The 14,581-nt window shown below is 34.6% G+C and carries 11 protein-coding genes; 6 read left to right on the plus strand and 5 right to left on the minus strand.

The window, feature by feature from the left end; genetic code table 11:
* Positions 1 to 35: 35 nt before the first annotated feature.
* Entirely contained in the window at positions 36 to 1,946 is a 1,911-nt protein-coding gene (gene dxs, locus B9T31_RS00315) for a 1-deoxy-D-xylulose-5-phosphate synthase (protein ID WP_086179978.1), read from the minus strand.
* Positions 1,947 to 2,254: 308 nt separating this feature from the next.
* Here dxs and ribA point away from each other — a divergent pair, with 308 nt between their 5' ends.
* Complete coding sequence (gene ribA, locus B9T31_RS00320) at positions 2,255 to 2,857, plus strand: GTP cyclohydrolase II (protein WP_086180367.1); 603 nt, start codon at positions 2,255 to 2,257, stop codon at positions 2,855 to 2,857.
* An 82-nt stretch (positions 2,858 to 2,939) separates the two neighbouring features.
* Here the strand turns inward: ribA and hemN are convergent, their stop codons facing one another.
* Entirely contained in the window at positions 2,940 to 4,304 is a 1,365-nt protein-coding gene (gene hemN / locus B9T31_RS00325; RefSeq protein WP_086179979.1) for an oxygen-independent coproporphyrinogen III oxidase, read from the minus strand.
* 224 nt (positions 4,305 to 4,528) lie between these two features.
* On the opposite strand from hemN, the gene hemF reads away from it, so the two are divergent.
* The 3 genes from hemF (at position 4,529) to aroE (ending at position 6,908) form a co-directional block, all read left to right on the plus strand.
* On the plus strand, positions 4,529 to 5,473 hold the full coding sequence (gene hemF / locus B9T31_RS00330; protein WP_086179980.1) for an oxygen-dependent coproporphyrinogen oxidase: 945 nt from the start codon (positions 4,529 to 4,531) through the stop codon (positions 5,471 to 5,473).
* A gap of 350 nt (positions 5,474 to 5,823) precedes the next feature.
* Positions 5,824 to 6,027, plus strand: coding sequence for a hypothetical protein (locus B9T31_RS00335; RefSeq protein WP_139840885.1), 204 nt, complete (start codon positions 5,824 to 5,826; stop codon positions 6,025 to 6,027).
* A gap of 92 nt (positions 6,028 to 6,119) precedes the next feature.
* Positions 6,120 to 6,908 (plus strand): shikimate dehydrogenase, encoded by a 789-nt coding sequence (aroE, locus tag B9T31_RS00340; RefSeq protein WP_086179982.1) that lies wholly within the window; start codon positions 6,120 to 6,122, stop codon positions 6,906 to 6,908.
* Positions 6,909 to 7,006: 98 nt separating this feature from the next.
* On the opposite strand, the gene B9T31_RS00345 is transcribed toward aroE, so the two are convergent.
* The gene (locus B9T31_RS00345) at positions 7,007 to 9,322 is read right to left on the minus strand and encodes a hypothetical protein (RefSeq protein WP_086179983.1); all 2,316 of its coding nucleotides are present in this window, start codon (positions 9,320 to 9,322) and stop codon (positions 7,007 to 7,009) included.
* A 225-nt stretch (positions 9,323 to 9,547) separates the two neighbouring features.
* Here B9T31_RS00345 and B9T31_RS00350 point away from each other — a divergent pair, with 225 nt between their 5' ends.
* Positions 9,548 to 11,371 (plus strand): acyl-CoA dehydrogenase C-terminal domain-containing protein, encoded by a 1,824-nt coding sequence (locus B9T31_RS00350; protein ID WP_086179984.1) that lies wholly within the window; start codon positions 9,548 to 9,550, stop codon positions 11,369 to 11,371.
* A gap of 430 nt (positions 11,372 to 11,801) precedes the next feature.
* Positions 11,802 to 12,089, plus strand: coding sequence for a hypothetical protein (locus B9T31_RS00355; protein WP_086179985.1), 288 nt, complete (start codon positions 11,802 to 11,804; stop codon positions 12,087 to 12,089).
* A 42-nt stretch (positions 12,090 to 12,131) separates the two neighbouring features.
* On the opposite strand, the gene B9T31_RS00360 is transcribed toward B9T31_RS00355, so the two are convergent.
* Both B9T31_RS00360 and hemW read right to left on the minus strand, forming a co-directional pair.
* A complete protein-coding gene (locus tag B9T31_RS00360; protein ID WP_086179986.1) occupies positions 12,132 to 12,803 on the minus strand; it encodes an outer membrane protein in 672 nt (223 codons plus the stop codon).
* 544 nt (positions 12,804 to 13,347) lie between these two features.
* Positions 13,348 to 14,502, minus strand: a complete 1,155-nt coding sequence (hemW, locus tag B9T31_RS00365; RefSeq protein WP_086179987.1) for a radical SAM family heme chaperone HemW — start codon at positions 14,500 to 14,502, stop codon at positions 13,348 to 13,350.
* Between the last annotated feature and the right edge of the window lie 79 nt (positions 14,503 to 14,581).

The following is a 14,581-nucleotide window of genomic DNA, read 5'->3' on the forward strand; positions in this document are numbered from 1 at the left end:
TTTTGTGGTGAATTTTGTATTTTAAATCTCGAAATTTATAAAACAATTGAATTTAAAAGCTTTTGCCAAGCATTTTGTATCGATTCCTCAATGCCCACCTCATCTAAACCTGCTTGTTGCAACATTTGTTCATGAGATGCTTGAAGCATAAATTCATCGGCTAAACCTAAATTTAACACTGGCTTAACGATTTGTGCTTTTGCTAAATATTCATTAACCGCACTACCTGCACCACCCATTACTGCATGCTCTTCAACCGTAACAAATAAGGCTGTATTTTCTGCGAGCATCGAAATTAATGATTCATCTAACGGTTTTACATAACGCATATTGATAACACGAATCGCAATATCATGCTTTTGTGCAAATGATTTTGCAGCATTTTCAGCGACTGTTACACGACTACCAAATGCTAAAACAGAGATATACTCATCATATTGCTCATTGAATGCACTCACAATTTCAGCTTTACCAATCTCTATTTCTGTCAGTTGTTGCTGAATTTCAACCCCAACTCCAATACCACGAGGATAGCGAACAACTGCTGGACCAGGATAAAGGTAAGCGCTGTGCAACATTTGACGACATTCATTTTCGTCTTTTGGCGCCATAATAATCATGTTTGGAATTGTTCTTATATAGGCATAATCATACGCGCCTGCATGTGTCGGACCATCTTCACCAACTAAACCTGCTCGATCTATTGCAAACGTAACATCTAAATTTTGTAATGCCACATCATGAATAAGCTGATCATAGCCGCGCTGTAAAAATGTCGAATAAATCGCAACAACAGGTTTTAAGCCCTCACAAGCCATTCCTGCTGCTAAAGTCACGGCATGTTGCTCTGCAATTGCAACATCAAAGAACCGTTCTGGAAATTTTTGGGCAAATTCGACCATACCAGAACCTTCACACATCGCTGGGGTAATTGCCAATAAACGAGTATCTTGTGCAGCTTCATCACATAGCCATTGACCAAAAACATCTGAATATTTCGGAATTAGTGTTTTAGACGTCGTTGCTGTTATTTTCGAAATTGCGTGATATTTAATTTGATCTGCTTCTGCAGGAGCAAAACCTTTTCCTTTCACTGTATAAATATGAACTAAACGTGGACCTGTTCTTTTCTTTAGCGCACTAAAAACTTGCACCAATTGATTAACATCATGACCATCGAATGGCCCAAAATATTCAAAACCAATGGCTTTAAATAAGTTATCCGCTGCATCTGTAGCAGCTTGATGCGAACGTGAGTTATATGTCCATTTCGGATGTGGTTGGCTAAATGCTTCACCTGTTTCAGAAATGCCAATAGACTGACCTGTCTCCCAAAGTGCAGCTAAATGTTTCGCAAAACCACCAGTACTTTCTGAAATAGACATATCATTGTCATTCAGTACGACGATCATATCTGCTTGGTGCGCAACAGCATCATTCATTGCCTCAAATGCCATACCTGCAGTCATTGCGCCATCACCAATCACGGCGACTACATCACAAGGATCTTTCTTATAACGACGTGCAAGTGACATGCCTAAACCAGCAGATATTGCAGTCGATGAATGTCCTACACCAAAAGTATCAAAAACAGATTCTTCACGTGCAGGAAATGCAGCCAAACCATTTTTTGCACGAATCGTCGTCAGTTGTTCTCTACGCCCTGTCAATGCTTTATGCGGGTATGCTTGATGACCTACATCCCAAATTAAGCGGTCTTTGGGTGTTTCAAAACAATAGTGCAATGCAACCGTTAGCTCAATTACACCAAGGTTTGCAGCAAAATGTCCGCCACTTTGACCAGCTGCATACAAAATAAATTGGCGCAACTCATCTGCTAGCTGTTCTAACTGGCTACGCTCGAGCAAACGCAATTGTTCTGGATGATCAATATCATCCAGTAATGGTGTTACAGGGCGAAGAGTTGGTATTTCTGTATACAACATAATATGGCAAAGCCTTCTAAAGCCTGGCAAATCATAAGCTAGGTCAAATGGATATCCGATCATACAGCTGGATTGCATCTCCATCAATTAGCCATATTTCTACCGTCTATATTTTATCCAATGCAAAAAGTAGCATATTTCTTGGGTAGGACAGATTATCCTGAATTACCGACCTATTTATCAACTATTATTATGAGGTTTATACAAAAAAGAATATCGAAATACGTAAATTCTTATTGGCTATCCTACTAATATCTGAACATTCCGCTATACTTGATCAATTTCAAAACGATGAAGTGGGTTTTGTTGTGCCTATTAAATTTGCTGCTACTTCTAAATTACCGACTGCGTTTGGTGAGTTTAACATCACTGTTTTTCAAGATCCTGAAACTGGCGAAGAACATATTGCCCTCTCCCAAGGTTTAGAAACGCCATCGGATGAACCTGTATTAATACGTATTCATTCAGAGTGTTTAACAGGAGATGCTTTTGCTTCTTTAAAATGTGATTGTGGTCCACAACTTCAAGCAACCCAAAAACTCATTAATGAAAATGGGCGTGGTGTTATTCTATATTTACGCCAAGAAGGGCGTGGTATTGGTTTAACCAATAAAATTCGTGCCTATGCTTTACAAGATCAAGGGCATGATACAGTTGATGCAAATTTATTATTAAATTTACCCGCAGATGCACGTCGCTATGATATGTGTTCGATTATTCTTGACCATTTAAATATTAAAGCAGTTCGCTTAATCACTAATAATCCATTAAAAATAAAAGCGTTAACAGAACAAGGGATTAATGTGGTAGATCGCGTTCCTCTCACTGTTGGTTTAAATCCATTCAATGAACAATATTTAAAAACGAAACATGATCGCATGTCTCATATGTATCAAAAAGATGATTTTTAAACCGCTCACTTTTAGATTTCATTTTAAAGCCCTCTTTTTGAAAAGAGGGTTTTTTATCTTTGCATAGATCATGATGACAGAGTTAAATGGTCATGGAAAAAATGCGTGTATTCGGCATTTTCCGATTCAGACGTAAATCAAATGCCATACAGATATTACGAATAAATGGCTTACCTTTTTCTGTGATCGTAATTTGATCTTCTCCAAGCAGGAGTAAACCATCCTTTTCCATCTCTTTTAATTTTTCAATGACCTGTGCAATTTCATTAAAATACAGATCTGAATTTTTCCAAGATGTCTTAAATGTACACATTAAATTGAGAATATGTCGACGAATTTTTAAATCTTCTTCATTTAAAACATGACCTTTTACCACAGGAATTTCATTATTTTCTAATCGAGCATAATAGTCTTCTAACGCTTTTTCATTTTGAGCAAAGCTGTACCAGCTATCACTAATCGAAGAAACCCCCAAACCAATCATGACTTGTGTTTTAGACGCGGTATAGCCCATAAAGTTTCGATGCAAAACCCCAGCATGAAAAGATTGATACATTTTATCTTTTGCTAATGCAAAATGATCCATTCCAATTTCAAAATAGCCCTGCTCCAGAAGTTTTAATTTTCCTTCCTCATAGCACTGACGCTTCATTTCATCTTTAGGAACGTCGGCATCTTTAAAACCACGCTGACCATTTCCTTTAATCCATGGTACGTGCGCATAGCTATATAGTGCAATACGATCTGGCATTAAATGATTGGTTTGCTCAATCGTATATAAAACATCATCTAAGTTTTGAAAAGGTAAGCCAAAAACTAAATCATGTGAAATGGAGGTATAACCGATTTCTCTTGCCCATGTTGTTACACGTTCTACATGTTCAAATGGTTGAATTCGATGAATTGCTTTTTGCACTTTTTCATTATAGTCCTGTACGCCATAACTTACTCGTCTAAAACCTAAATCATACAATACTTGTAAGTGCTGATAGGTCGTATTATTCGGATGCCCTTCAAAGCTAAACTCATATTCTGCTGCAATATCTGCTTTTGCTAAAACACCTTGAATTAATTGTATTAAATGTTCAGGAGAAAAGAATGTTGGCGTACCTCCACCCAAATGAATTTCTTTAATGACTGGCTTATCTTTTAATAATTCACAATATAAGTCCCATTCTTTTAAGACCGCTTCTATATAAGGTTCTTCCATCTCATGACGTTTAGTGATTCGTTTATGACAACCACAAAAAGTACATAAGCTTTCGCAAAAAGGTAAATGAATATAAAGACTAATTCCCTCTGATAGATTCGATTCGTCAAAAGATTTTTTTAATGTTTCTTTCCATAACTCAAGCGAAAAAGAGTGTTCATCCCAGTATGGAACTGTCGGATAACTGGTGTAACGCGGACCTGGAACATTATATTTTTGTACGATTGAATTCAGCATATTATTAACTCTAAAGTGAATTATTGACCACTTTTTAAATATAAAAATCACATATATCTTAATTATAAAGTGCGGACTTATTCTACGATTTCAATGTAGAATTTATAATCCCTGATTTATTTTATGTGTTTTATTTAACCCAAATATAATATTCAGAAAATTTCCTTAAAATTCGAATCATTTTATGCTTTGATGTAGCCAGTTTATTTTCTCTGAGAGATATGATGAAGAATCCTTCTTCAAATGATATTCAACGTGTTCGTGATTTTCTGATCAACTTACAAGCCCGTATTTGCAGTGCTCTAGAACAACAAGAACAATTGGGTGGTGGCACAGCAGAATTTATCATTGATGATTGGGAACGTGTCGAAGGTGGTGGTGGACGGTCACGGGTTCTTCAAAACGGTGATGTCATTGAAAAAGGTGGCGTCATGTTTTCTCATATTCAAATTTCAAAATTACCTCCCTCGGCAACAGAACGCCATCCCAATATTGCGGGAGCAAAAGCACAAGCAATGGGTGTTTCTCTTGTCATTCATCCTAAAAACCCAAATGTACCAACCTCACATGCCAATGTTCGGCTTTTTGTCGCTGAACCAGAAGGTCAAGACCCAATTTGGTGGTTTGGCGGTGGTTTTGACCTCACACCTTTTTATCCCAATGATGAAGATATCTTCTCTTGGCATCATACTGCTCAAACACTGTGTGCGCCATTTGGTGATGAAATTTATGCTGAACATAAAAAATGGTGTGATGACTATTTTTATTTAAAACACCGTGACGAGCAACGTGGTGTTGGCGGATTATTTTTTGATGATTTAAATCAATGGGATTTTGAAACCTGTTTTAAATACATACAAGCTGTTGGTAATGGATACCTAGATGCCATTTTGCCTATTTTCAAACGTAACCAAAATAAACCTTATACTCAAGCACAACGTGATTTTCAGCTTTATCGACGTGGGCGATATGTAGAATATAATTTAGTTTATGATCGCGGAACCTTATTTGGCTTACAAACAGGTGGCCGTATTGAATCTATTCTCGTGAGTATGCCACCTTTAGCTGCTTGGTCTTATCGACCAGAATGGGATGAAAACTCATCCGAAAAGAAACTGACAGAATTTTATTTAAAGCCCCAAGCATGGTTAACTTGCCTAAAATCATAAAATAAAGTCGAGGAGTGATTGTGCTAAACGCTCACTCCTCAATGCGACATTAAAATCAAAATCTTATTGATAATATTAAAATTTTATTAATAATCACCATCCTTTAAAATAGCACATCATTTATTAAAAACTATCACTGTAAAATAATAATGAAAATTAAATCACACATAAATAGTGTACTTTTAAATTTCTAAAAAACATCTCGTTACCTGACAATTCATCACTCTTTTTCGACAATTTGTATTTGCTTACATATTCGTAGGGAATGTTCTGTGAATATCATTGGTTATTTCATTTAATTTTCATAATATATTGTTAACTTATTTTAAAATTTATAGAAAGTTACCATGATGAGTGAACCAGTAAACCGAAAATTACAGATGTTTTGGATACTTTTGATTAGTATGATTATCTCTTTTTCTGTAACCCTTATTTTTGAAGCTCAACTTACAGATGAAATCTCAATTGCTTCTGGTATTCTAACGGGTATTGCATTATTTTTTACGTGTATTTTCATACTCCTTGAAACGATTACAGACATTTGTAATCCTTAACTTTTCGTGTTTATCATCTATTCATCTTCCGCTATGAATTAATTTGACATATATTGACTACAATTTCAGTATCCATATATGAGCTTTGTACAATGAGCAAAAATTTTGCTGTCATCGGGAATCCTATTGAGCAATCTCGCTCGCCTGAATTACATCATGCATTTGCAAAGAAAATGGGAATTGAGCTTTCATATACTAAGCGTTTAGCTCCATTAGATGGTTTTATTGCCAACATCAATGATTTTTTTTCACAGGGTGGTACAGGCTTAAATGTTACTGTTCCCTTTAAAGAACAAGCGTTTCAACAATGTACAGTACTTACATCTCGTGCAAAAATTGCAAAAGCGGTTAACACGCTCTGGATGGAAAATGGTCAACTCCATGGCGATAATACGGATGGTCAAGGCTTAGTTGATGCGATCAATGGCCTCAACTGGAAACTTGAAAATTCTAGAATTTTAATTATTGGTGCAGGTGGTGCAACACGTGGCGTTATTTATCCATTAATTCAAGCTGGAGTACAAGAAATTGTGATTGTAAACCGTACTTTAGCGCGTGCAGAACAATTGGTAGATGACTTAAAAAATGCCATTCCAAACATTAAATTACGTGCAATTTCTTTACAAGATTTAACTGGTAACTTCGATCTTGTTATCAATGCAACCTCTGCAAGCCTTACAGGTGATTCACTTACTTTACCAGATCATCTTCACTTCAAATATGCGTATGAAATGGCATACGGCAAACCGTCTACTTTCCTTGATCAGGCGAAAATACGAGATATTCCAACATCAGAAGGTTATGGCATGCTTGTTGGTCAAGCCATCGAATCTTTTAGTATTTGGCATGGTGTTCGTCCCAATTTAAAAGATTTTATCTAAAATACAGATCAGCACTTCAATAAAATTTAATTCTGATTGGAACCTAAATTTCAATACATCACCATACAAAGAAATTTAGGTTCACTTATATTTTATGACTATTTAATATTTTCCTGAATATCAATATACGTTTCTTGATAAACTCCTGGATCTAAATAATCAACATGATCAATCTTCAGTTTTTGAATTGATTTTTCAGACAATTTTCCTTTTAGATCATCACTAAATCCTTGTGCTAAAATTTGTGCAGTTTCTCTTAACTGCTTACTATCTTCAGCTGAAGAGACTTGGTAATAATCTTTATAAAGTTTTTCATAATGTGCTGCAAAAGCAGACTGCCCTGTTTTTGCTTTCACATTTAATTTTGTCCAATACCGCTGTTTTTCATTATTTTCTAATACTTGCTTCATGATCCGAAAAACAGCATAGCCCTCTTCACCAAAGTTATCACTCTGTTTTAGCTCATGCTTTTTCACCAGTTTTTCTAAACGCGCTTTTTCTACTGCGGTAGGACGTAATGCCTTATTAAAATGATATGCCGATACTTCAGCAATTTCATTTAAATCTGCTGTTGAATAATATTTAGCTAAATTAGGTTTTTCCGTAATAAAATATAACGCATAGACAGCTTGATAACTTTTAACATATGAACCTGTACGCTTATAGGTATCTGAGGCAATTTGCTCTAATATTTGATTGAAATTTTGCGTGACTTCTTTAGTATTCTCTTCTGAATCATCAAAAATTCGCCCGACAATTTCCTCATAAGCTGAGCCTTTTGTCGCCTCTTTAAATGTTTTTGCATCTTTAAGTAATTGCTGATTAATTGGTGTCGCTTTTCCATAGTTATAAATTTGTGTGGTGCTTAAAATATGAATATTTCCATATTTCTTATCATTTTTCACAATATTATAGACAACGTCTGTCATTCGCCCTTGTGCGTCTAGACTCAGATCGACTGTAATCGGAATTGAATCCATCTTCTGCTGATTTAATATATCTTGAATTTCCAATTGGTGCTTATTCCAAATATTTTTAAATGCTTCAGCATCAACAAATTGAGATGACTGATAAGGTTCAAAAATTGCAGAGATTGCAACAAATTTAGGAATAAAACTTAAAATACTGCTTTCATCTAGAATACTACGATTGTTATTTTCTTTTTTATCTTGGGGTTTCAATAATTGAATATCATAATTGACGTAGCAATCATTGACGGTGCCAAATGGAATTTTCTGTTTTATATTAATCAATGCGGTACAAGCCTCTTCAGATATCCCCACCGCTTTGACTAAATTGATATCTGTAGTAGTAACATCTTCATCTTCTTCAACATCAGCGCAACGTTCATCACACGTTTCAGCAACGCCATAACCATACTGCGCTAAATGGTGATTAATTTGCTCGGTCACTCGTCTTGATGATGCCCGCGCCTTTTCTGTTAAATCAACATCATAATATTCATATACTTCTGTTGGAGAACTTTTATCTTCTATTTGAGTTTCTTTTAACGTTTCCCCTAAAATAGTTTCTGACATATATGTTTTATTAACATATTCAAATAGCATATTTTGTAAGACAAGTGATTCGAAATTCGTATTCAACCGAATTTTTTCACTCAAACCTTTTTCTTTTTCTTGTTGACTTAACGCAATCGATTGAATATCTGAAGATTGAGCTAAAATATAAGGTAAGGCATTTGTTTGCTTAATATAGTTTGCCCAAGCTTGAATGTTTACTTTAGAGATATCATCTTTATATTTAGAAAAATCAAAATAAGTAAAAGAATTTTGACTTTCATTATTTAATAAAAATGGCATAAATCCAGAAAAGTTACCATAAAATCGGTTGTTTTTAAAATCGAGAACCATCGGAACTTTGGCTTTAACTAAAAGTGTTGGTTTTTCATATTCAAAATTTAAATTCAAAGACCCTATTTTTTGTCGATAATGCACAGATCCATCATAACTGAATTTAAAATCATTCAAAACATTAAGTAAGCCACTGATAAATTTTTGTATTTTTGTATCTCCTGTGCCATAAGAAGATATGTATTCATAAGGATTTGCCTGTTCAGCCAAGCGTGTATATAAAACCTGCTTTTCTTGTGCAGTTAATGATATTTTCTGGTTTTGAAGGACTTGGTTTATTTTTCGATCTAACTCTGCATCTAATACTGGTATTTGATTTTTTTGCTGAGGTTTCTTTGTACCTAATGCAGTTTTTGGTGTTACAGATTGAACTAAAAATTCCCCTTTATAATCAAAGCTAGGGGTTTCTAAAATTGCATTTAATCCGTTTACAGCACGTTGTTCTAATAAAAAATCCGATGTTTTTAAGTTATTTACAGTATGATGCGCACATCCAACCAAGCTTAAACTCAATAAACAGAACGATAAATATTTTAAACGCATAATATACTTCTAATATCCAAATTACTTATACTTAAAAAAATAATGATCAAAGGATCATCAATCATAGTAACAGAATTATAGTAAAAAATAGGATGAATGTAATAACGATGATTCGCCTTTCTGACATGCTGAAAGGTTTGATACATCAATGCAATTTATATTTATTTATGAATAATCAAAATAATGATTTTAAATAATCCAAAAAATTGAATTAGGATTACAGACATGCCAGCATACAAAGCACCTCTTCGCGATATTCGCTTTTTAATGAATGAAGTTCTTGACTTCAATTCCCACTATCAAACCCTTTCAAATGGTGAATATGCAGATTCTGAAACCGTAGATATGATTTTAGAAGGTGCTGCAGATTTTTGTGAAAATGTGCTTTCTCCACTCAATCAAACAGGAGATGAAGAAGGTTGTCACTTTGAAAATGGCGAAGTAAAAACTCCTAAAGGCTTCAAAGAAGCTTATGATCAATTTGTCCAAGGAGGATGGCAAGGACTGTCTTATCCTGAAGAATTTGGCGGTCAAAATCTACCAATGTCATTAAATCTGATTAAATCTGAAATGATGGGTACCGCCAACTGGTCTTTTCAAATGTATCCAGGTCTAAGCGTAGGATGTATCAATACATTTTTACAATTTGGCTCAGAAGAACAAAAGAACACTTATCTCCCGCATTTAGTCGCAGGAACTTGGTCTGGTACCATGTGCTTAACAGAACCACAATGCGGAACAGATTTAGGTCAAGTTAAAACTAAGGCCGAACCTCAAGCTGATGATACATACCATATTTCAGGAACTAAAATTTTTATTTCTGCTGGCGAACATGATTTAACAGAAAATATCATCCATATTGTGCTTGCCCGTCTTCCTGATGCTCCTGCAGGCACGAAGGGAATTTCTTTATTTATTGTCCCTAAATTTATTCCAAATGCTGATGGCAGCATAGGTGAACGAAATCCTGTAAACTGTGGTTCGATTGAGCATAAAATGGGAATTCGTGCCTCTGCAACAGCAGTACTTAACTTTGATCAAGCAGTCGGTTACTTAATTGGTGAGCCGAACAAAGGCTTACATGCAATGTTCACTTTCATGAATACTGCACGTATTGGTACAGCAATTCAAGGTTTAGCGCATGCCGAATTGTCTTTCCAAGGCGCACTGCCATATGCTAAAGAACGTATGTCAATGCGTGCACTTTCAGGTAAAAAAGATCCTGAGAAAGTGGCTGATACCATTATTCATCATGCAGATGTACGTCGGATGCTATTAACTCAAAAAGCGATTGCAGAAGGTGGTCGCTCAATGGTTTATTACGCAGCACAACTTGCAGATAAAATGAATGATGCTTTACTTCGTGGTGATACCACTGCTTTTAAAGCCCACGATGAACACTTAGGGTTTTATACTCCAATTTTAAAAGGATTTTTAACAGAACTCGGTTTTGAAGCTGCAAACCACGGTATGCAAGTCTATGGCGGACATGGCTATATTAAAGAATGGGGTATGGAACAAATTGTTCGTGATGCACGTATTGCTTCATTATATGAAGGAACTACAGGAGTACAGGCCTTAGACCTAATCGGCCGTAAAGTTCTACTGTCTTCTAAAGGTAAAGTCATTCGAGATTATACTGCAGAAATTTTAAAATTCTGTGGGCAACATGCGCCAAATAAATATATGCGTCGCTTTGCGTGGGATCTAACCAAACTGTGTGCTCAATGGAACACTCTAACCGTTCGTATTATGCTCGCTGCACGAAAAGATCGTGATATTGTCTCTTCTGCTTCAGTCGATTTCTTAATGTTCTCTGGTTATGTCATGATGGCTTATTTCTGGGCACAACAAGCCGCTGTTGCTTCTGCAAAATTAGCATCTGGCCAAGGTTCAGAAGTTCCTGAATTTTATAAAGCTAAAATTAAAGTGGCTGATTTCTATTTTGAGAGACTGCTGCCACGTACCCAAGGTCATGCTGAAGCAATGGTCAACTCATCAAAAACAATGGTCTCTTTAGCACCAGAACATTTTAGTTTTGATTATTAAGCCATATATGTTTCTAGAATAAGAGTACTCGATGCTCTTATTCTTTATTCATTTAAATCATACAAACTGACTTTTATTTCTCTGTTTTCATCTTTAATTTAAAATTAAAAAAATCAAATTTTCTTCTTTATAATGGAATGATATAGGAACTAATCCTATTCTCTTCATTATTTCCACACAAAGCATCAATACATAAGATTTCTGATTATTTTCTGTAAAAACATGAAGACGATAAGAAGTAATTTATGCTGTTATTTTTAAAATTTTTCTATTTAAACTCAAAATTAAAACAAAAATTGTATGAAATCAAAATACTAGTTTAAATTATTTTATTTTTCTCGCTTTTACAAATGAACTATCTTGACCTCCATTTCATATTCATAAGTTTTTTTTATGATGATTTTACAAAACAACGAAGAGTCGCTTCAGAATGAAAAAATTAGTTTCTTCCTTAATGGTCGGTTTAATTGCATCTACTTGTGCAATGGTCACTATGGCAAATACACCAGATCTACATAACAATAAAACACCAACGCATCAACAAGTGGATAAAAAAGCAAATTCTCATCAACAAAAAAATAAAAAACATCATTCATCAAAAACTGCAATGAAAAAAAAATCAAAACATAAAGCGCATAGAACCTCAGTAAAAAGACACGCGAAGCCACATGCTTCCGCACAACATAAGCAACCACTCAAACAAAATCAACAGAGTTAATAAAAAAGAGCGCCTAGGCGCTCTTTTTATCTCATCTCAAAATTAGAAGTTATAACGTGCACCAATATAGAATTCATTTTTTTCTAAATGAGCTTTCATTTGCTCATCTTGTAAGCCACGAGCATTCACAAAATTGTTTAAGCCACTTTCAACTTTACCTAAATCTACGTAGCGATAACCTAAGTCGATATTCACTTCTTTAATTGGACGATAGCTTACGCCTGCACCAACTGAATATGCTAAGTTAGTATCGGTATTCGAACCATATTGACGTGTTTCAACACCTTGCCAACCACTTGATTTTACTTTGGCAACACCAAGACCGACAGAACCAAATACGGCAACATTTTTATAAACTTCCACATCTCTATAAGCATTTACAAAGACACTTTGTGTTTTTACTTTATGGTGATTTAAGCTTGTTGGAAAGGTCGTTGAACCACTTGTATATTCATATTTCTTATCAAAAGAATATTCAACCTCAGCTCTCCAATTGTTTTTGTAATCATAACCCAGTGCAATTGTAGGCGTTGTTTTATGTTGCTTATCATCACCCGCAACAAATTGACCAATTCCTGGGCGTAAACTTGTATCCATATTTTTTGCTTTTTGGTCTGAATAAGCAAGCTTAGCAGATACATAATAATTATCAGCAAAAGCAAATGATGAAGTCGAAATTAATAAAATATTCGTTAATAAGAAAATTTTCTTCATGTTTAATCCTCAAAAATCTAAAAAATAAAATAATGTTTCTACAACAATATAAATGGTCATGACTTTATTAAATTTTAGATAACCCCTATTTCATAACTATCTAAAAAGTTAATAAATTTAAAACCTTAACTCTCACAAAATCGAGATATATATCAAATATATTTTAGATATATTTATTTAATACACATTTAATATGATAAATATATCACAATTATTCTTATTAAATTAATAATATTTCACTTAAATTTTGTTATTTTTTATTATTTTTTGCACATTTAATATTCACATTTCATTTTAAAATAAGTCTATATTACTGTTCGCTATTCAATTTTCAATCAGTATATAAATCAGATCTAGCCCATAATTCATGGTCGTGAAGGCTTTAGTAATCTACTTTCTTTGATAGGCATTATGTCTAAAGAAGAGTGAATGGCGTACTCATGACACATTATTTTATATAGAGAAATGACGAGTTAACTCTAAACCAAATAAAAATCTGATGAAGTTTTCATTTGGCATTTTTTCTTTGTTACCCGCTCTATCATTATAAAAATTCTTCTAATACTGAGTTTAAAAAACCATGGCCATATTCTGTACATGAGAGTCTATTGCTATCTTCAACTAGAAGCTGACGTTGACGCAGAGAGCTCAAACATTTTTCCAAGTCTTTTAACGCTAGACCAGTACGTTCAGCATAAAGCTCTGCACTTACCCCCTCATTTAACCGCAATGCATTCATCATGAACTCAAATGGCAGATCTGCTTTTTCAATTTTTTTATACTGTAAATGCTCTGCTGGAGTTTTAGCTAAATAATCTTTCGGCAATCGTGTTTTTTGAAATCTGTATACGCCATCTATTTGAGTAACCTTTCCATGTGCACCAGCACCGATTGCTAAATAATCGCCAAACTCCCAATAGTTTAAGTTGTGTGTAGAAGGTAATTCTTTACGCCATGCAGAAACTTCGTAATTAATAAATCCACTGGCCTTTAAATACGTCTCTCCTTGTTCTTGAATAGACTCCAACACATCATCTATAGGTAAAATAGGTTGAGTTCGAAAGAACACTGTATTGGGTTCTATCGTTAACTGATACCAAGAAATATGTGTCGCACCATTTTCTACTGCTAATTTTAAATCATATAATGCTTGTTCTAGTGTTTGTTCTGGAAGACCATGCATTAAATCGACATTAATTCTTTGAAAACCTGCTTCTTTCGCATGTTGAATTGCAAAAATTGCATCATCATTATTATGAATACGACCTAATCGTTTTAAATGTTCCGTATCGAAACTTTGTACCCCAAGTGATAAACGATTAATTCCTGCTTTCAAATAATCTGCAAAAGGATCATGTTCAACCGTACCCGGATTTGCTTCTAATGTAATTTCGCAATCTTGTTCAAATGGAATGATTTTTTTTAAGTGTGAAAATAACCACTGATAGCCATTCGCAGAAATTAAAGACGGCGTTCCCCCCCCAATAAAGATACTGTGAATTTTACGGCCTTGAGCAAAATGAATTTGGGTTTTAAAATCTTCAACCAATGCCTGTAAATATTCTTGTTCCAAATCTAATGACAACTCTCCATTCGGAACAGCATGTGAATTAAAGTCACAATATGGACATTTTCGTACACACCATGGCATATGAATATATAAAGATAATGGAATAATTGCAGGATTTAGCTCAGCCAAGGATCAAACTCAAAAAGCAGTATTTTATTAATTTTAACATGAGTATGTTCGCAGCTCATGAAATATCTTTCAAATTGAA

The organism is Acinetobacter sp. ANC 4558 (genome assembly GCF_002135375.1).
GTDB lineage: Bacteria > Pseudomonadota > Gammaproteobacteria > Pseudomonadales > Moraxellaceae > Acinetobacter.